An 18,839-nucleotide genomic window follows, 5' to 3' on the forward strand; every position below is an offset into this window, starting at 1 on the left:
GCGATTTCTCTTTTGTTTTTTACCGGACCGTTTTATCCGCTGCGAGCAAAGGCGCAAGCCGTTCGGCCATCAAAGAAGATTGCCGATTGCAACACAGGCAGGCGAAAACCTGCCAGAACGGAGGCAGAATGCGAACGGTGATCTTCGATCTTGATGGGACATTGGCCGACACTTCGGGCGATTTACTGGCTGCAGCCAATCATTGTTTCCGTTTGATGGGGCATGGCGATGTGCTGGTTTCAGATCAGGACGCGGGAATCGCCTTGCGTGGCGGGCGGCGGATGCTGACCCATGGGCTGGAACGGGTCGGGGCTTACGATGAGGCAACCGTAGCCGAGTATTATCCGGTTTTGCTTGACGCGTATGAACAAGCTATCGACACCCATACCGCGTTTTACCCCGGTGCGCTGGACGCGGTCGCGGCACTCAAAGGCGCGGGCTATGGCGTTGGCGTCTGCACCAACAAGCCCGAAGGTCTGGCGGATCTGTTGCTGACCCGGTTGGGTGTACGGGATCACTTTGCGTCGCTGGTCGGTGCTGACACACTGCCCGTGCGCAAGCCTGACCCGGAACCGTTGCGTGAGGCTGCACGGCGCGCTGGTGGCCATCCAGACCATTGCGTGCTGATCGGCGACAGCGACACGGATCGAAACACGGCGCGCGCGGCGGGTGTACCCTCGGTGCTGGTGACCTTTGGGCCTTCTGGTGATGATATGGCCGCATTGCAGCCCGAAGCACTGCTGCATCATTTCGACGACCTGCCGGAAATCGTACAGAGCCTTATCGGCGCGGCGGCATGATCCCTTGACCCAAGTGAGCCATAACCTCAAAACAGAAGCCATGACAGAGATATTCACCGGCAATTTCACCCAACAGGAACCCATCCCCGAAGAGGCGATTGAGGCCGCTCTGGCCGTGCTGCGCCACGGGCGCTTGCATCGGTATAACGTCGCCCCGGACGAGCTGGGTGAAACAGCCTTGCTGGAGCAGGAATTTGCCGCGCAGATGGGGGCGAAGTACTGCCTTGCGGTCTCGTCCGGCGGTTATGCTCTGGCCACGGCGCTGCGGGCCGTTGGCGTGCAACCCGGCGATACTGTGCTGACCAACGCCTTCACACTGGCCCCGGTGCCCGGGTCCATCGCCTCTGTTGGAGCGCGGCCTGTGTTTGTTGGCGTGACCGAAAGCCTGACCATCGATCTGGACGATGTGGAGGCCAAGCTGGATCGGGCGAAGGTTCTGATGCTCAGCCATATGCGGGGACATCTGTGTGATATGGACCGCCTGATGGCGCTCTGTGACGCCGCCGGTGTCACCGTGATCGAGGATTGCGCCCACACAATGGGCGCCGTCTGGCGCGGGCAAAAATCCGGGCGGCAGGGGGCGGTGGGCTGCTATTCCTGCCAGACCTACAAACATGTCAATTCCGGTGAAGGCGGGTTGCTGATCACCGATGACGAGGAAATCGCGGCACGGGCCACCATGCTGTCGGGCTCCTACATGCTGTTCGAGCGTCACCTTGCGGCCCCCGGCCCCGAGGTGTTTGAACGGATCAAATACACCACGCCCAATATTTCCGGTCGCATGGACAATCTGCGCGCGGCTATTCTGCGGCCGCAGCTGCGCGAACTGGACAGACAGGTCGAACGCTGGAACGAACGCTATGTTGCGATTGAATCCGGCCTGCGCGACACCCCGGGGCTGACCCTTGTCGAACGGCCAACGGAAGAAACCTATGTTGGCTCCTCGCTACAGTTTCTGCTGCTGGATTGGACTGCGGACCGTATCGCCGAGGTCCTGCGCCGATGCGCTGCGCGCGGGGTAGAGCTCAAGTGGTTTGGTGGGGCCGAACCCACCGGGTTCACGTCCCGCTATGACAGCTGGCGCTATGCCGAGAGCGAGGCGATGCCGGCGAGTGACCGTGTATTGGCGGGGATCATAGACATGCGTGTGCCGTTGACCTTCACTTTGGAAGATTGCGAACTGATTGCGCGGATCATCCGGGCCGAGGTCAGCGCCGTCTTTCAATCCTGATCCAATTGCGTGCGTCTTTGACGCACACAGATAAGCAAAAGCCGCCCATTTCAGGGCGGCTTTTTCTATTGGGTTACGCTGTTGTTGACCGACTCAGCTTTCGTTGATATCTGATTATTGAACACTTGTTCATTAACGCAGGGAAGGGAGCCCCGCATGTTTATGGCCACAATGCAATTCGATCTGGGCGAGGATGTGAATGCGCTGCGCGAAATGGTGCACCGTTGGGCGCAGGAGCGGATCAAACCGATGGCGGCCGAGATCGACGCCAGCAATGCTTTTCCCAACGCGCTTTGGAAAGAGATGGGAGAGCTTGGCCTGCTGGGGGTTACCGTGCCCGAGGAGTATGGCGGGGCAGGGATGTCCTATCTGGCGCATACCATTGCGGTCGAGGAAGTGGCGCGGGCCTCGGCCTCGGTATCGCTTTCTTACGGGGCACATTCGAACCTCTGTGTGAACCAGATCAAACTCAACGGCTCAGAGGCGCAAAAACAGAAATACTTGCCACGGCTGATTTCCGGCGACCATGTGGGCGCGCTTGCAATGTCAGAGCCTTCGGCGGGATCGGATGTGGTGTCGATGAAATTGCGGGCTGAAAAGCGCAACGACCACTATCGCCTGAACGGCAATAAATACTGGATCACCAACGGCCCGGACGCGGATACTTTGGTGGTCTATGCCAAGACCGACCCGGATGCGGGCTCAAAAGGCATAACGGCCTTTCTGATCGAAAAAGAGATGAAAGGGTTCTCGACCTCACCCCATTTCGACAAACTGGGGATGCGGGGGTCGAACACGGCAGAGCTGATCTTTGAAGATGTCGAAGTGCCGTTCGAAAACGTTCTGGGCGAAGAGGGCAAAGGCGTCGCCGTCCTGATGTCGGGCTTGGATTACGAACGCGTTGTACTCGCCGGGATCGGTACGGGCATCATGGCTGCCTGCCTGGATGAGATCATGCCCTATCTGGCCGAGCGCAAGCAGTTCGGTAAGCCGATTGGCAGCTTCCAACTGATGCAGGGCAAGATTGCCGATATGTACACGGCGATGAACTCGGCGCGTGCCTATGTCTATGAGGTCGCCAAGGCCTGCGACAGGGGCGACGTCACGCGACAGGATGCGGCGGCATGCTGCCTCTATGCGTCCGAGGCTGCGATGACCCAGGCGCATCAGGCGGTGCAGGCGATGGGCGGGGCCGGGTTCCTGTCGGACGCGCCGGTCAGCCGCATTTTCCGCGACGCCAAGCTGATGGAGATCGGCGCGGGCACCAGCGAAATTCGCCGGATGCTGATCGGGCGGGAAATGATGAACGAAATGCTCTGATTAAGCAGCCCCGCCACAACGTGGCGAGGCTCTTCGGGAAAGGATCAGAAGCGATGGACGTAGGATATGCCGACCAGCCAAGGGTCGATATCAGCGGTTCCGATGTCGGTACCGTTCAGGGAAACGTCCGTGTCGATATCGAACCAGCGCAGGTTCAGACGCACTGCTCCGTTTTCACTGACCATGTAGTCAAGGCCAGCCTGTACGGCGATACCAACGGAATCGTCCAGCTCCAGATCACCCAAGGCCGAGCTTTCGTCAAAGAAAATGGTGTAGTTGATGCCAGCGCCGACATAGGGTTTCCATACCGAATTGGTCGGGAAGTGGTAGTTCAGCGAAAGGGTGGGCGGCAGGTGTTTGGTGCTGCCAGCATCGATGCTGCCACCCAGTGTCACGTCATGGCTGAACGGTGTTGCAGCCAGCAGCTCGATACCGAGGTTGTCGCGAAGGAAGTATTCAGCGGTAAAGATGACGCTGGTGTCCGAGTCGACTTCCGCGTCGAGCCCGGCCAAAGTTCCATTGTCGGATTTCGGGTCGAGATACCCGGCCCCGATCCCGAAAGCCCATTCGCCCTGGGATTGCGCCGAAACGGGGGCTGCGAGGGCGATGAGTGCGGTGCTCAGGGTCAATGCAGCAAGTGTCTTGGTCATGATTTTGCCTTTGAACAGTGTGATGGCACGATTTTGCACCAAGACCGGGTGCAGGGCCCTGATCTGCATCAAATTCCTGCGTTTCGATGTCAGCGGATTGATGTCTCTAACAGACAGAAAATAAATGGAAAAATCAGTGCTTTCCTCTGAGCGCATACCGGGTTTGCACGCTGATGGCAGCTGGGCGATTCCTGACCGGCTCAACATGGCGCGGCAATGCTTGTCACAGCCTGGGGACCGCGTCGCCATTGTCGATTTGAGCGAGGGGCGCACTGAGGTCACTTACGATCAGTTGGGGCAGATGGTAGACGGAATTGCCCATGCTCTGCGCACGCAAGTGCAGCCGGGGGATCGCGTCGGCGTGCTGCTGAGCCAGTCACCGTGGTGCGCCGCGGCGCATCTGGCGATCTGGAAGCTGGGTGCGATCTCTGTGCCGCTGTTCAAGCTGTTCAAACGTGACGCGCTGGCCTCTCGCGTGGGCGATGCCGGGGCGCGTATCGTGGTGACGGACGCAGAGGGCGCTGAACTGCTGGGCGATCTCGCCCGGCCGCTTCTGGTTGATCAGATCACGCCCTCGGATGACCCACTGCCCTTTGCCGAGACCGGACCCGAAGACCCCGCCGTGCTGATCTATACCTCGGGCACCACCGGCAGCCCCAAGGGCGCGCTGCACGGGCACCGGGTGCTGACCGGCCATCTGCCCGGCGTCTCGATCAGCCACAATCACCTGCGCCACGGGGATTGCCTATGGACCCCCGCCGACTGGGCTTGGATCGGTGGGTTGTTTGACGTGCTGATGCCGGGGCTGGCGCTGGGTATTCCAGTAGTCGCGGCCCGGCTTGAGAAATTCACGCCCGAAGCCTGTGCCGATGTGATCGCACGTGGCGAAGTGCGCAACGTGTTCTTTCCACCGACTGCGTTGCGAATGCTCAAAGCGGCGGATCAGAACATCCCCGGCCTGCGTTCGGTCGCTTCAGGCGGTGAGCCTTTGGGGGCCGAGATGCTGGCCTGGGGGCAGCGTGCCTTTGGCCTAACGATCAACGAATTCTATGGGCAGACCGAATGCAATATGGTGGTTTCGTCCTGCGCGCAGGATTTCCCGGTGCGCCCGGGCTGCATCGGCAAACCGGTGCCCGGGCATGAGGTTGCCGTGATCGACGAGGCGGGCAACCCGACGGATCAAGAGGGTGACGTGGCGGTAAGACGCGGCTCGGCCTCGATGTTGCTGGAATATTGGAACCAGCCCGAAGCGACGGCCCAAAAGTTCCGGGGCGATTGGCTGATCACCGGGGACCGGGGCATCTGGGAGGACGACTATTTGCGCTTTGTGGGCCGGGATGACGACGTGATCACCTCGGCCGGATACCGCATCGGCCCGGCTGAGATCGAGGATTGCCTGCTGACCCACCCGGCGGTGGCGACGGTCGGCGTGGTCGGCAAGCCCGATCCTTTACGCACCGAGATCGTGAAGGCCTATGTGGTGCTGAAACCGGGGGCAGCGGCGACGGGCACGGAGTTGCAAGACTGGGTCAAGGCTCGTCTGGCGCATTACTCGTATCCGCGTGAAGTGGCGTTTTTGGATGCGCTGCCGATGACGGTGACGGGGAAAGTGATCCGCAAGGATTTGAAGGCGCGGGCGGCGGGGAAATTGTCATGAAAATGTTATTGGTTTCAGTTTGCGTATTTACGCCTTTACAGACAATGGCGGATTGGATGCCGGAGCCAGTACCTGAGAGTGAAATTTGGGACTGTGTGACCCGGTCCGGTAGCGATTGGCATGCTGGCGCTCAGTGTATTGGGACTTTCTCAAACGCCTGTATCGAATCCAGTGGTGCTTATGACAGCATAGCGGTTTCACAGTGCAAAGACGCTGAAATGCAAGGCTGGGACGCCATTCTAAACACGGCCTATAACTCGTTGCGAGCCGACTTGTCTGCGCCTGATATTTTGCCCATCGCAGCTGAGGCTTTGAAGGATGCGCAAAGGGCTTGGATCATCTTCCGAGATGCCGAATGCGTTTCGCGCGGGAATCTCACAACTGGAACAGGGCATTTTGAGGATGGGGCAGATTGCCTGTTGCGGGTCACGGCAACAAGGGCGTTGGACCTCATCGGCTATGGAGGCACACAATGAGTAGACTGAATTCCAAAGCCATGCCCACATCCGAGGGCTTCAAAGCAAACCGTACAGTCCATCTCGAAGCACTGGCGCAAATCTCTGCCGCTGCCGAAATCGCCCGCATGGGCGGTGGAGATAAGTCCCGCGCGCGGCACGAATCCCGCGGCAAGATGCTCCCCAGACGCCGGGTGGCGAACCTGTTGGACCCGGGGTCTCCATTCCTCGAAATCGGGGCGACGGCGGCGCATGGGATGTATGAGGGCGCGGCCCCTTGTGCCGGGGTGATCGCGGGGATTGGCCGCGTTCAGGGACATGAGGTCATGGTCGTCTGCAACGACGCAACCGTGAAGGGCGGCACCTATTATCCGATGACGGTCAAGAAACACCTCCGCGCGCAGGAGATTGCCGAGGAAAACCGTCTGCCCTGCATCTATCTGGTCGATAGCGGCGGGGCGAACCTGCCCAATCAGGATGAGGTGTTCCCCGATCGCGACCATTTTGGCCGCATCTTCTATAATCAGGCGCGGATGAGCGCGAAGGGCATCCCGCAGATCGCGGTGGTCATGGGGTCGTGCACGGCGGGCGGGGCCTATGTGCCGGCGATGTCGGATGTCACGATTATCGTCAAGGAGCAGGGCACGATCTTTTTGGCCGGTCCGCCTCTGGTCAAGGCCGCGACCGGAGAGGTGGTCAGCGCCGAAGATCTGGGCGGCGGCGATGTGCATACCCGCCTGTCTGGTGTGGCGGACTATCTGGCCGAGGATGATGCGCACGCGCTGGCACTGGCCCGGCGCGCGGTCGGGTCACTGAACCTGCGCAAACCGCAAAGCGTCGATTGGGCCAGCCCCGAAGACCCGGCCTATGACCCCGACGAAATCCTGGGTGTTGTCCCTGCCGATCTGCGCACGCCCTATGACATCCGCGAGGTGATCGCGCGGCTGGTCGATGGCTCTCGGTTCGATGAGTTCAAGCCCCGGTTTGGCGAGACGCTGGTGACGGGTTTCGCCCATGTCAAAGGCTGCCCGGTTGGGATCATCGCCAATAATGGCGTGCTGTTTTCCGAGGCCGCTCAGAAGGGCGCGCATTTTGTCGAACTGTGCTCGCAACGCCGTATCCCTCTGGTGTTTTTGCAAAATATCACCGGGTTCATGGTCGGGCGCAAATATGAAAACGAAGGCATCGCGCGGCATGGGGCCAAGATGGTGACCGCGGTGGCGACGACCTCGGTGCCAAAGATTACCATGCTGGTGGGCGGTTCGTTCGGGGCCGGGAATTATGGCATGGCCGGGCGGGCCTATCAGCCGCGCTTTCTGTGGACCTGGCCGAATTCGCGGATCTCGGTCATGGGCGGTGAACAGGCCGCAGGCGTGCTGGCCACTGTGAAACGCGACGGCATCGAGCGGCAGGGCGGCTCCTGGTCGGCTGAGGAAGAAGCCACGTTCAAACAACCCACCCTTGAGATGTTCGAGGAACAATCCCACCCGCTCTACGCCTCGGCGCGGCTCTGGGATGACGGCATCATCGACCCCCGCAAATCCCGCGACGTGCTGGCCTTGTCGCTGAGCGCCGCGCTCAACACCCCGATTGAGGAGACACGTTTCGGCGTGTTCCGGATGTGATCATGGATTTTCAGATTGTCAAATCCGACATCACACAATTGCGGGTGGACGCGATTGTGAATGCTGCCAACCGTTCTTTGTTGGGTGGAGGAGGTGTGGATGGCGCCATTCACCGCGTAGCCGGGCCGAAATTGCTTGAAGAGTGCTGTGAACTCCGAGGATGCGAGACTGGCGAGGCTAAGGTAACCGGAGCTTACAATCTTCCGGCACCCATCGTCATCCATACAGCAGGTCCGATTTGGCGCGGCGGAGAATCAGGCGAAATTGATCTGTTGGCTCGCTGCTACGCCAATTGTCTAAGGCTAGCGAGCGCCCATGAGTGTCAGAGTATTGCTTTTCCGGCAATCTCCACAGGTGCATACGGGTTTCCGCATGACAAGGCAGCCGAGACCGCAGTGAACGCGGTCGCTGATAGCCACCTTGAAGTAAACCTTGTTGCGCTCGATGCGCGCACTGAACGACATCTGAATAACGCAATCAAGAATTGGAAAAATAATGTTCAATAAAATCCTGATTGCCAACCGTGGCGAGATTGCGTGTCGGGTTATGGAGACGGCTCAGAAGATGGGCTTGGCTTGCGTGGCCGTTTATTCTGATGCGGATGCGCAAGCCAAACATGTGCAGATGGCTGATGAGGCAGTGCATATCGGAGGGGCGGCTCCGGCTGAGAGTTATCTTAAGGGTGATGTGATCATTCAAGTCGCGCTGCAGTCGGGCGCGCAGGGGATTCATCCGGGCTATGGGTTCCTGTCCGAGAACCCCGATTTCGTTGAGGCTGTTGAGGCCGCAGGGCTGACATTCATTGGACCTTCGGCGCAGACGATCCGGCAGATGGGGCTCAAGGATGCGGCCAAGGCGTTGATGGAAGAGGCGGGTGTGCCGGTGGTGCCCGGCTATCATGGAGATAACCAGGATGCCGCGCATTTGGCGGGTGAGGCCGCGTCGATTGGTTACCCTGTTCTGATCAAGGCGGTTGCGGGCGGTGGCGGCAAGGGGATGCGACTGGTTGAGCGGCCCGAGGATTTTGAGACTGCCCTGGACAGCGCGCGGGGCGAGGCCAAGACGGCCTTCGGCAACGATGCGGTGTTGGTCGAGAAATTCGTCACGAAGCCGCGCCATATCGAGGTGCAGATCTTTGGTGATGGCACCCATGCCGTGCATCTATTCGAGCGCGATTGTTCGTTGCAGCGACGGCACCAGAAGGTGATCGAAGAGGCTCCGGCGCCCGGCATGACCGATGAGATGCGCGCGACCATGGGGCAGGCGGGTGTGCGCGCGGCTGAGGCTATTGGGTATAAGGGTGCAGGCACGGTTGAGTTCATCGTTGATGCCTCGGACGGGCTGCGCCCGGATCGGTTCTGGTTCATGGAGATGAACACGCGATTGCAGGTCGAACATCCGGTGACCGAGGCGATCACCGGCGTCGATTTGGTCGAGTGGCAATTGCGCGTGGCGGCCGGAGAAAGCCTGCCCAAGCAGCAATGCGAACTTGAAATCAACGGTCATGCCTTCGAGGCACGGCTGTATGCCGAGGACGTACCCAAGGGCTTTCTGCCCGCGACTGGAACACTGACCCATTTGCGTTTTCCATCGGAATGCCGCGCCGATAGCGGTGTGCGCTCGGGTGACACGATCAGCCCCTGGTATGATCCGATGATTGCCAAGGTTGTGGTGCATGGTCCGACGCGCGCGGTTGCGTTGGAAAGTCTGCACCGGGCGCTGCGCCGGACAGAAGTTGCCGGAACCGTAACCAACCTTGCCTTTCTGGGGGCGTTGACCCGGCATAACGGGTTTGCCGCGGGCGACGTGGACACGGGCCTGATTGGGCGGGATCTTGATGATCTGGTGCAAGAGGCCCCGGCCAGCAACGCCTCGGCGGTTGCTGCAGCCATGACGGCGCTTGGTTTGACGGAAACCGGCTCTGAGACCGGGTTCACTCTGTGGGGCTCACTGCATCGGGCGGTGCAATTGTCGCGTGAAGGCGAGGTTATCGATCTGGACGTTCAGGTCGAAGGCCCTAATCGGCAGGTTTGGACCATCGGCAGTGACCGGCTTGACGTGCTGCGCCAAGGCGCGGGATGGGTCATAAATGGACAGCTTATGCCTAATGTCGCGGTCGCGGGATCCAGGATCACTGTGTTCGATGACTATGGGCAGGTGTTCGAGATTGTCGACCCTCTGGATCGCGATGCCAGCGCTGCAGGCGATACCAATGTGATCGAAGCGCCGATGCCCGGTCTGGTCAAAGCCGTCTTTGCCACGGCGGGGCAGGCAGTGAAGGAAGGCGACCGTTTGGCCATTCTGGAAGCCATGAAGATGGAGCATTCCCTGCTGGCTGCCCGCGATGGTGTGGTGGCCGAGGTGCTGGCGGACGCGGGTGCTCAGGTCGAGGCAGGTGCGGCGCTGGTTCGGTTGGAGGATGCATAAGCTGTTCGAAACGCGCTTGGCGTGTCACTGTCGCGCCATCCGTATTTGGAACGAGAAGAAGCAGGGAAGGTGAAGCCATGGGTGAACGCGTCGAAATCTTTGAAGTTGGGCCGCGGGATGGGCTTCAAAACGAAAAGCGCGATATTCCGGTTGCCGAGAAGATCGCACTGGTGGATTGCCTGAGCCAAGCGGGGTTCAACCGGATTGAGGTCGCCAGCTTTGTCTCACCGAAATGGGTGCCGCAGATGGCGGGCAGCGCCGAGGTTTTGGCCGGGATCAAACGCGCTGACGGGGTGCGCTATGCTGCGTTGACACCGAATATGCGCGGATACGAAGACGCTTTGGCCGCAGAAGCTGATGAGATTGCGGTGTTTGCTTCGGCCTCCGAGGGGTTTTCGAAAGCCAACATTAACGCAACTATTGCCGAATCCATCAAACGGTTCGTGCCAATCCTTGAGGCCGCGCGGCATATTGATCTGCCGGTTCGCGGCTATGTGTCTTGCGTGACGGATTGCCCCTATGACGGGCCGACCCCACCCGAAAAGGTTGCCGAGGTGGCGGATACCTTATTCGCGCATGGGTGCTATGAGATTTCGCTAGGCGATACTATTGGAAAAGGGACGCCGGATACCATCGCGCATATGTTGCTGGCCGTGCGGGAAAGGGTGCCAGTGACGCGGCTTGCGGGGCATTTCCATGACACGAACGGGCGGGCCATCGACAATATCGATGCCTCTCTGGCGCTGGGCGTGCGTGTGTTTGATGCGGCGGTGGGCGGATTGGGCGGCTGTCCTTACGCGCCCGGCGCGGCAGGGAACGTCGCGACCGAAGCGGTTGCCGCGCATCTGGACCGGTTGGGGTACGAGACCGGGTTGAATGTTTCGGTTCTGGAACAGGCTGCCGAAATGGCGCGGGCGATGCGAGGCGGTTGATGCCTGTTCTGATAAGTTTCACAGGCTTGCCCGGGGTGGGAAAAACCACGATTGCGCGAAGTCTGGCGCAAGAAACCGGGGCGTTGTGGTTGTGGATAGATCAGATCGAAGCAGCCATGAGATCATCGCATATGCAGGCCTCGGATCTTGCTGATGGGGGATATGCGGCGGCACAAGCCATTGCGGCGGGGGCGCTGCAACAGGGCTATGATGTGATTGCTGATCGTGTGAACCCCATTGCGCTGACGCGTAGGGCTTGGCGCGACGTGGCAACGCAGACAGGAGCGCGGTTTTTGGATATTGAATTCACCTGCTCCGACCCGCAGACACATCGGTCACGGTTGGAAGAGCGGCGCGTAGATCTTGAAGGCTGGGTAGGGCCCACATGGTCTGACGTTCTGAAACGCGAATATGACCCCTTGCCAAATGCATCACTCCATATCGACACGGCGAGGTTGTCTGTCGCGCAAACCGTCGCGCTGATCCGTGCGGCGGTCGATCAGGACCTGGAAGCGGAGAAAAGTTTTGGAAACCCTTGAATTGTCCGTCGATACCCGCGGCGTCGCCACATTGACCTTGGCGCGCCCGGAAAAGCACAACGCGCTGTCGGCGCAGATGATCGCGGAATTGACCGAGGCCGCCAATCGGCTGGCCAGCGATGATACCGTGCGCGTTGTGGTTCTGGCCGCGCAGGGCAAGAGCTTTTGCGCAGGTGGTGATCTAAGCTGGATGCAGGCACAGATGGCGGCCGATGCCCGGACCCGGTTTGTCGAAGCCCGCAAGCTGGCCGAGATGCTGAATGCGCTGAATACTCTGCCCAAACCTCTGATCGGAGCGTTGCAGGGCAATGCTTTCGGTGGTGGGGTTGGGATGGCTTCGGTCTGCGACGTGGCGATTGGGGTGGATAGCCTGAGGATGGGATTGACCGAGACGCGCCTGGGCCTGATCCCGGCCACGATTGGCCCCTATGTGATCGCACGTATGGGCGAAGCACGGGCGCGCCGCGTTTTCATGTCGGCCCGTTTGTTTGATGCGGCAGAAGCAGTGGAACTGGGCTTGTTGGCACGCGCCGTACCGGCAGAGGCGTTGGCCGAGGCCATTGAGGCCGAGGTTCAGCCCTATCTGTCCTGCGCACCGGGTGCGGTGGCCTCGGCCAAGGCCTTGGTCCGGTCGCTTGGCCCGACCATTGATGATGCGGTGATTGACCACACCATTCAACAGCTTGTGTCCCGATGGGAAACCGAAGAGGCGCAGGAAGGAATCGCTGCTTTTTTCGACAAAAGAAAACCTGGCTGGACGTAACACCGGTTGATCAAGTCTGAATTTCCAGCGCTGCAAACGGCCTCAGCTTAACATCTGTAACAATCCCGCGTTGCGGGGTTGTGTTGAGTTGACCCTCTGACCCCACAGGGATAGAGAATGTCCTGTCAAATCGCCAATTGACGGCGCGCCCTTTCGGGACAAGCGCAGGAAAGGAGCTATACGTGGAAGACCTGCTGCGGGAGTACCTCCCGATTCTGGTGTTTCTGGCCGTGGCCATTGGTCTTGGAATCGTCCTGATTCTTGCCGCTGTGGTGCTGGCTGTCCGCAATCCCGACCCCGAAAAGGTCAGCGCATACGAATGTGGTTTCAACGCGTTCGACGATGCGCGGATGAAATTCGACGTCCGATTTTATCTGGTGTCGATTCTCTTCATCATCTTTGATCTGGAAATCGCCTTCCTGTTCCCCTGGGCCGTTGGCTTCCGCGACATCAGCGATGTCGGCTTCTGGTCGATGATGGTGTTCCTGGGTGTTTTGACCATTGGCTTTGCCTATGAATGGAAGAAGGGGGCCCTGGAATGGGAGTGATGACAGGTGCAAACACCGCTGGCGTCGACAAGGAAGTCGCCACCCAGGCCCTGAACGCCGAGTTGCAGGACAAAGGGTTTCTGCTGACCTCGACCGAGGACATCATCAATTGGGCCCGCACCGGGTCGCTGCACTGGATGACCTTTGGTCTGGCGTGTTGCGCGGTTGAGATGATGCACACCTCAATGCCTCGTTATGACGCTGAACGATTTGGCATCGCGCCGCGTGCGTCCCCGCGTCAGTCGGACGTGATGATCGTGGCCGGAACGTTGACCAACAAGATGGCGCCTGCGCTGCGTAAGGTCTATGACCAGATGCCCGAGCCGCGCTATGTGATCTCGATGGGGTCCTGCGCCAATGGGGGTGGGTATTACCACTATTCCTACTCGGTCGTGCGTGGCTGCGACCGCGTTGTGCCCGTGGACATCTATGTCCCCGGCTGCCCCCCCACGGCTGAGGCGCTGCTATACGGCCTGATGCAGTTGCAGCGCAAAATCCGCCGCACCGGGACGATTGTCAGATGAGTGCTGCTGTCGTCAGGCGCTGGGAAGCTGTTGTCGCGCGGGACGATGTTCCGGGCTGGGTCGAAACATTTCGTGCCCGAGCTTTGCCCGGCATGCGCGCGTTGGACGGGTTCTTGTCGGTTTCGTTCTTGGTCAGACAGGAGCAGGATCCGTGTCACGTTGTCGTGCTGACAAAATGGCGCGATATGGCGGCTATCGTGGCTTACGCTGGCCAAAACGCCGAAAAGACGGTCATGCCTGACTTCATGGCGAAGTTTTTCAAGTCATACGATGCCGAAGCGACATTTTATGACGAAGTTCTTCAGGAGGGACGCAATGAGTGAAGCACTCAAAGAACTCGGCGCGCAGCTTGAGCTGAAGCGGACCGATTGCGTTCTGTCCTGGGACGTGACCCATGGCGAACTGAACGTGGATGTGGCCCCGTCGAACCTGGTGGAATTCGTCGAATTCCTGAAATCCGATCAGGCTTGCAAATTCTCGACCTTGGTGGACATCACCGGTGTTGATCACCCCGAACGGGCCAAGCGGTTCGATGTGGTTTACCACTTCCTGTCGATGTACCAGAACCAGCGCATCCGCCTGCGGGTTTCGGTGCGCGAAGAGGATATGGTACCCTCGATCGTGGATGTTCACCCCTCGGCCAACTGGTTTGAGCGTGAGGTGTTTGACATGTTCGGCATCCTGTTCTCGGGCCACCCGGACCTGCGTCGGATCCTGACCGATTACGGGTTCCGCGGCTATCCGCTGCGCAAGGATTTCCCGACCACCGGCTATACCGAAGTGCGCTATGACGAGGCGCAAAAGCGCGTGGTCTATGAGCCTGTGTCGCTGGTGCAGGAATACCGTCAGTTTGATTTCATGTCCCCTTGGGAAGGCGCGAATTACATTCTGCCGGGGGATGAGAAACAGGAGGCAGAGTAATGGGCAGTATCTGGTGGCTGATCCTTTCAGCGCTGACCATCATTCCGATGTTGAAGATCCTGCCCTTTTTCGGGATCAACAAATATTGGACTCTGCTCTGCCTTATCCCGTTTGGCACCATCGCGCTGCTGTGGTGGGTTGGTCTGAAACTGCAGGAATTGGAGCGTCGCTGAGATGTTGGGGGAACTGATCATACTGGGCGCATTGGGTGTTCTGCTTGCCGGGGCGGCAGCCAAGGCACAAGACGCTGAAAAGGTCCGGGTTCGGACTGAGGCGAAAAAGAAGAAACGGGGGCGTTGATGGACGGCTCAAGATATGATGACGGCAGCACCGACGCGCTGAGCGGCGAGCAGAAGATCCGCAACTTCAACATCAACTTCGGCCCGCAACACCCTGCGGCGCATGGTGTTCTGCGTTTGGTGCTTGAACTGGACGGTGAGATCGTCGAGCGCTGCGATCCGCATATCGGCTTGCTGCACCGGGGCACCGAAAAGCTGATGGAAAGCCGGACGTACCTGCAAAACCTGCCCTATTTCGACCGGCTGGATTACGTCGCGCCGATGAATCAGGAACATGCCTGGTGTCTGGCCATCGAAAAGCTGACCGGTGTGGAAGTGCCGCGCCGAGGGTCGTTGATCCGTGTGCTCTACTCCGAGATCGGGCGCATCCTGAACCACCTGCTGAACGTGACCACGCAGGCGATGGATGTGGGTGCTTTGACACCGCCTCTTTGGGGATTCGAAGAGCGCGAAAAACTGATGGTGTTCTACGAGCGTGCCTGCGGAGCTCGCCTGCATGCCGCCTATTTCCGCCCCGGTGGTGTCCATCAGGACCTGCCGCCCGAACTGCTGGATGATATCGAGGCCTGGAGCCATGAGTTCCCGTCTGTGCTGGATGATATTGACGGGCTGCTGACCGAAAACCGCATCTTCAAACAGCGCAACGCCGATATCGGCGTGGTGACCGAGGATGACATCCAGAAATTTGGCTTCTCGGGTGTGATGGTCCGTGGCTCGGGTCTGGCCTGGGATCTGCGCCGCGCGCAGCCCTACGAATGCTATGACGAGTTCGAATTCCAGATCCCCGTCGGTAAGAACGGCGATTGCTATGACCGCTATCTGGTGCGCATGGAAGAGATGCGCCAGTCGCTGCTGATCATCCGTCAGGCCATCGCCAAAATTCGCGACTGCCCCGGAGACGTGCTGGCCCGCGGCAAGATCACCCCGCCGAAACGCTCGGACATGAAGACCTCGATGGAGAGCCTGATCCATCACTTCAAGCTCTATACCGAGGGGTTCCACGTGCCCGCAGGCGAGGTCTACGCGGCCGTCGAGGCCCCCAAGGGCGAGTTCGGCGTCTATCTGGTCGCCGACGGCACCAACAAACCCTACCGCGCCAAACTGCGCGCGCCCGGGTTCCTGCATCTGCAAGCCATGGATCATGTCGCCAAGGGCCACCAACTGGCCGATGTCGCTGCAATCATCGGGACAATGGACGTTGTGTTTGGGGAGATTGATCGGTGAGCACGCAGATCCAATGCTCTCAACATGGTCATGCTGGCGCAGCATATGTCTGCTCGCACGCGTTGGAAGCGTTCAGGCATGGGAGCGTGTCTTCATTTTATTGGACAGACGCAGATAAGCCCGAGCCGTGTGGATGGTGTCACGAATGTCACCAGCGTTATCTTTCAGCTGGTGAAGAATGGGCCGGTGAGGCTGAAGAAAAGCTCGAAGCGCAGCTGGTGTGTGAGCACTGTTTTCGCGACATAATCAAATTTAATGGGTATACGTAATGCTCCGCCGTCTTCACCCCGAACAACCCGATACCTTCGCCTTCACCGCTGCCAACCAGCAATGGGCCGAAGCGCAGATTACCAAATATCCCGAAGGCCGTCAGGCCAGCGCGGTGATCCCTCTGCTGTGGCGCGCGCAGGAGCAGGAGGGGTGGTTGACCCGCCCGGCGATTGAATCTGTCGCTGACATGCTGGGCATGGCCTATATCCGCGTGCTTGAGGTGGCCTCTTTCTATTTCATGTTCCAACTGCAACCGGTGGGTTCAGTGGCGCATATACAGGTCTGTGGAACGACCTCCTGCATGATCTGCGGGGCCGAGGACCTGATTGCGGTCTGCAAGGACAAGATCGCCGCCAAGCCGCATGTGCTGTCTGCCGATGGCAAGCTGAGCTGGGAAGAGGTCGAGTGCCTGGGCTCTTGCGCCAACGCACCGATGGCGCAGATCGGTAAGGATTATTACGAAGATTTGACGGCCGAGAGTTTTGGCAAGATCATTGACGCACTGGCCGCCGGTCAGGTGCCGACACCGGGTCCTCAGAACGGGCGCTATGCGGCAGAGCCGAAAAGCGGGCTGACCAGCCTGACCGACCATGATGCGGGCAAACCGCAATACAATGCCAGTGTCGCGCTTGCGACCGATCTGGGTGACACCGTCAAGCGCATTGACGGGACCGAAGTACCGATCCTGACGCGTTGGCTGGGCAAGGATGGCAAGGCAGCCGCGACCAAATCGGCACCGAAACCACCCAAAGCGCCTGCACCTGCAAAACCTGCGGTGAAACAGGCGCAAGAGGCGAAAGAGGCGCAGCCCGAGACATTGACCGCAGCGCGGGATGGCAAGGCAGATGACCTCAAGATGTTGAAAGGCGTCGGGCCAAAGCTTGAACAGACGCTGAACGCTTTGGGCTTTTACCACTTTGACCAGATCGCGGCCTGGACACCGGAACAGGTGGCCTGGGTCGACAGCCGCCTCAAGTTCAAAGGTCGGATCGAGCGTGACGGCTGGATTGACCAGGCGGCGAAACTGGCCGCTGGGGAAGAGACCGAATTTGCCAAACGTGCCAAGAAAGACGGCACTTACGAAGACTAAGACAGGATGCCAATCCGGGGCGTCGGGATGAGATGGATAAGGACAAGGAACAGGCCATAGCCCGCAAGGGCCGCCATATCGGTATCGTCATCGCGGTGACGATGCTGCTTTGGCTTGCCATGTCCTTTATTGGTCCGCAGTTGGGTCTGCCGGGCCGCTATGCACTGCTTTTTGATTTCGCCGCGCTGGCGGGGTTCATTTATGCGGGCGTCAACATTTTTCAACTCTGGCGCATGCGTCAGGACAGCTGAAGGTAACACGCGATGCTGAAGGATCAGGACCGGATCTTTACCAACATCTACGGGATGCACGAGCGTACTCTGCGCGGCGCGCAGGCCCGGGGGCATTGGGACGGCACTGCTGGCCTGATCGAAAAGGGCCGCGACTGGATCATTCAGACGATGAAGGATTCGGGCCTGCGTGGTCGCGGCGGTGCGGGCTTTCCGACTGGGTTGAAATGGTCGTTCATGCCCAAGGAAAGCGATGGGCGTCCATCTTATCTAGTGGTGAATGCCGACGAATCCGAGCCCGGCACCTGCAAAGACCGCGAAATCATGCGCCATGATCCGCATACACTGATCGAAGGCTGTCTGATCGCCTCTTTCGCGATGAATGCGCATACCTGCTATATCTATCTGCGCGGCGAATATATCCGCGAGCGTGAGGCGTTGCAGGCGGCGATTGACGAGGCCTATGACGCAGGGCTTCTGGGCAAGAACGCCGCCGGTTCGGGCTGGGATTTCGACCTGTTCCTGCATCACGGGGCTGGTGCCTATATCTGCGGTGAGGAAACCGCGCTGATCGAAAGCCTTGAGGGCAAAAAGGGCATGCCGCGCATGAAGCCTCCGTTCCCGGCGGGTGCGGGGCTCTATGGGTGTCCGACCACTGTGAACAATGTGGAATCCATCGCCGTTGTGCCCACAATCCTGCGCCGTGGTGCAGATTGGTTTGCAGGCTTTGGTCGTCAGAACAACGCAGGCACCAAGCTCTTTGCGATCTCGGGTCATGTGAACAACCCCTGCGTGGTCGAAGAGGCCATGTCGCTGTCTTTTGAAGAGCTGATCGAGACTCATTGCGGTGGCATTCGCGGCGGCTGGGACAATCTGCTTGCTGTGATTCCGGGGGGATCGTCGGTGCCCTGCGTGCGCGGTGAAAACATGCGCGATGCGATCATGGATTTCGACTATCTGCGGAACGATCTGGGATCAGGTTTGGGGACGGCGGCGGTGATCGTGATGGACAAATCCACCGATATCATCAAGGCGATCTGGCGGCTGTCGAAGTTCTACAAGCACGAAAGCTGCGGCCAGTGTACTCCGTGTCGCGAGGGCACCGGCTGGATGATGCGCGTGATGGACCGACTGGTGCGTGGCGAGGCCGGGTTGGAAGAGATCGACATGCTGTTTGACGTGACCAAGCAGGTCGAAGGCCACACAATCTGTGCCCTGGGCGACGCGGCGGCCTGGCCGATCCAGGGCCTGATCCGCAACTTCCGCGAAGAGATCGAAGACCGGATCAAGGCTCAGAAATCGGGTCGCATGGGCGCAATGGCAGCGGAGTAAAA

22 protein-coding genes are annotated in these 18,839 nt (G+C 59.5%); 21 read left to right on the forward strand and 1 reads right to left on the reverse strand.

The annotated features are described in order from the left end of the window. Positions 1–128 precede the first annotated feature (128 nt). The 3 genes from GOX45_RS00480 (at position 129) to GOX45_RS00490 (ending at position 3,351) form a co-directional block, all read left to right on the forward strand. Positions 129–800 carry an HAD-IA family hydrolase gene (locus GOX45_RS00480; RefSeq protein WP_171096927.1) on the forward strand — a complete coding sequence of 224 codons (672 nt, stop codon included), beginning with the start codon at positions 129–131 and terminating at the stop codon, positions 798–800. Positions 801–840: 40 nt separating this feature from the next. Beyond that, a complete protein-coding gene (locus tag GOX45_RS00485; RefSeq protein WP_171096928.1) occupies positions 841–2,031 on the forward strand; it encodes a DegT/DnrJ/EryC1/StrS aminotransferase family protein in 1,191 nt (396 codons plus the stop codon). Between the two features lie 156 nt (positions 2,032–2,187). Further along, positions 2,188–3,351, forward strand: coding sequence for an isovaleryl-CoA dehydrogenase (locus GOX45_RS00490; protein WP_171096930.1), 1,164 nt, complete (start codon positions 2,188–2,190; stop codon positions 3,349–3,351). 44 nt (positions 3,352–3,395) lie between these two features. On the opposite strand, the gene GOX45_RS00495 is transcribed toward GOX45_RS00490, so the two are convergent. Further along, positions 3,396–4,001 carry an OmpW family protein gene (locus tag GOX45_RS00495; protein WP_171096932.1) on the reverse strand — a complete coding sequence of 202 codons (606 nt, stop codon included), beginning with the start codon at positions 3,999–4,001 and terminating at the stop codon, positions 3,396–3,398. A 124-nt stretch (positions 4,002–4,125) separates the two neighbouring features. On the opposite strand from GOX45_RS00495, the gene GOX45_RS00500 reads away from it, so the two are divergent. From GOX45_RS00500 to nuoF, 18 genes are all read left to right on the forward strand, one after another. Next, on the forward strand, positions 4,126–5,658 hold the full coding sequence (locus tag GOX45_RS00500; protein ID WP_171096934.1) for an AMP-binding protein: 1,533 nt from the start codon (positions 4,126–4,128) through the stop codon (positions 5,656–5,658). Next, complete coding sequence (locus GOX45_RS00505; protein WP_171096936.1) at positions 5,655–6,134, forward strand: lysozyme inhibitor LprI family protein; 480 nt, start codon at positions 5,655–5,657, stop codon at positions 6,132–6,134. The genes GOX45_RS00500 and GOX45_RS00505 overlap by 4 nt, the downstream gene beginning before the upstream one ends. Further along, complete coding sequence (locus GOX45_RS00510; protein ID WP_171096938.1) at positions 6,131–7,738, forward strand: carboxyl transferase domain-containing protein; 1,608 nt, start codon at positions 6,131–6,133, stop codon at positions 7,736–7,738. The genes GOX45_RS00505 and GOX45_RS00510 overlap by 4 nt, the downstream gene beginning before the upstream one ends. Positions 7,739–7,740: 2 nt before the next feature. After that, positions 7,741–8,244: an O-acetyl-ADP-ribose deacetylase gene (locus GOX45_RS00515; RefSeq protein WP_171096940.1), complete on the forward strand. Its 504-nt coding sequence runs from the start codon at positions 7,741–7,743 to the stop codon at positions 8,242–8,244. Then, positions 8,234–10,165 carry an acetyl/propionyl/methylcrotonyl-CoA carboxylase subunit alpha gene (locus GOX45_RS00520; RefSeq protein WP_171096941.1) on the forward strand — a complete coding sequence of 644 codons (1,932 nt, stop codon included), beginning with the start codon at positions 8,234–8,236 and terminating at the stop codon, positions 10,163–10,165. The genes GOX45_RS00515 and GOX45_RS00520 overlap by 11 nt, the downstream gene beginning before the upstream one ends. A 77-nt stretch (positions 10,166–10,242) precedes the next feature. Next, on the forward strand, positions 10,243–11,097 hold the full coding sequence (locus GOX45_RS00525) for a hydroxymethylglutaryl-CoA lyase (RefSeq protein ID WP_171096943.1): 855 nt from the start codon (positions 10,243–10,245) through the stop codon (positions 11,095–11,097). Further along, positions 11,097–11,636, forward strand: a complete 540-nt coding sequence (locus tag GOX45_RS00530) for an AAA family ATPase (protein ID WP_171096945.1) — start codon at positions 11,097–11,099, stop codon at positions 11,634–11,636. The genes GOX45_RS00525 and GOX45_RS00530 overlap by 1 nt, the downstream gene beginning before the upstream one ends. Next, a complete protein-coding gene (locus GOX45_RS00535; protein WP_217350236.1) occupies positions 11,623–12,399 on the forward strand; it encodes a crotonase/enoyl-CoA hydratase family protein in 777 nt (258 codons plus the stop codon). Before GOX45_RS00530 ends, GOX45_RS00535 begins: the two co-directional genes overlap by 14 nt. 182 nt (positions 12,400–12,581) lie before the next feature. Beyond that, a complete protein-coding gene (locus GOX45_RS00540; protein ID WP_170768082.1) occupies positions 12,582–12,947 on the forward strand; it encodes an NADH-quinone oxidoreductase subunit A in 366 nt (121 codons plus the stop codon). Beyond that, positions 12,938–13,471: an NADH-quinone oxidoreductase subunit B family protein gene (locus GOX45_RS00545; protein WP_010442777.1), complete on the forward strand. Its 534-nt coding sequence runs from the start codon at positions 12,938–12,940 to the stop codon at positions 13,469–13,471. The genes GOX45_RS00540 and GOX45_RS00545 overlap by 10 nt, the downstream gene beginning before the upstream one ends. Further along, a complete protein-coding gene (locus tag GOX45_RS00550) occupies positions 13,468–13,794 on the forward strand; it encodes an antibiotic biosynthesis monooxygenase (protein ID WP_171096947.1) in 327 nt (108 codons plus the stop codon). The genes GOX45_RS00545 and GOX45_RS00550 overlap by 4 nt, the downstream gene beginning before the upstream one ends. Then, positions 13,787–14,392, forward strand: a complete 606-nt coding sequence (locus tag GOX45_RS00555; protein ID WP_171096949.1) for an NADH-quinone oxidoreductase subunit C — start codon at positions 13,787–13,789, stop codon at positions 14,390–14,392. Before GOX45_RS00550 ends, GOX45_RS00555 begins: the two co-directional genes overlap by 8 nt. Then, positions 14,392–14,565 carry a hypothetical protein gene (locus GOX45_RS00560; protein WP_171096951.1) on the forward strand — a complete coding sequence of 58 codons (174 nt, stop codon included), beginning with the start codon at positions 14,392–14,394 and terminating at the stop codon, positions 14,563–14,565. Before GOX45_RS00555 ends, GOX45_RS00560 begins: the two co-directional genes overlap by 1 nt. Position 14,566: 1 nt before the next feature. Further along, complete coding sequence (locus tag GOX45_RS22190) at positions 14,567–14,692, forward strand: hypothetical protein (protein ID WP_256368659.1); 126 nt, start codon at positions 14,567–14,569, stop codon at positions 14,690–14,692. Next, positions 14,692–15,915: an NADH-quinone oxidoreductase subunit D gene (locus GOX45_RS00565; RefSeq protein ID WP_171096953.1), complete on the forward strand. Its 1,224-nt coding sequence runs from the start codon at positions 14,692–14,694 to the stop codon at positions 15,913–15,915. The genes GOX45_RS22190 and GOX45_RS00565 overlap by 1 nt, the downstream gene beginning before the upstream one ends. 268 nt (positions 15,916–16,183) lie before the next feature. Further along, the gene (nuoE, locus tag GOX45_RS00570) at positions 16,184–17,275 is read left to right on the forward strand and encodes an NADH-quinone oxidoreductase subunit NuoE (RefSeq protein WP_171096955.1); all 1,092 of its coding nucleotides are present in this window, start codon (positions 16,184–16,186) and stop codon (positions 17,273–17,275) included. Positions 17,276–17,307: 32 nt separating this feature from the next. Beyond that, positions 17,308–17,526 (forward strand): DUF5337 domain-containing protein, encoded by a 219-nt coding sequence (locus GOX45_RS00575; protein WP_171096957.1) that lies wholly within the window; start codon positions 17,308–17,310, stop codon positions 17,524–17,526. Positions 17,527–17,538: 12 nt separating this feature from the next. Then, the gene (gene nuoF / locus GOX45_RS00580; protein ID WP_171096958.1) at positions 17,539–18,837 is read left to right on the forward strand and encodes an NADH-quinone oxidoreductase subunit NuoF; all 1,299 of its coding nucleotides are present in this window, start codon (positions 17,539–17,541) and stop codon (positions 18,835–18,837) included. Positions 18,838–18,839 lie beyond the last annotated feature (2 nt).

The sequence above is a fragment of the Ruegeria sp. HKCCD7255 genome, assembly GCF_013031565.1.
In the GTDB taxonomy this organism is placed as follows: Bacteria; Pseudomonadota; Alphaproteobacteria; order Rhodobacterales; family Rhodobacteraceae; genus Ruegeria.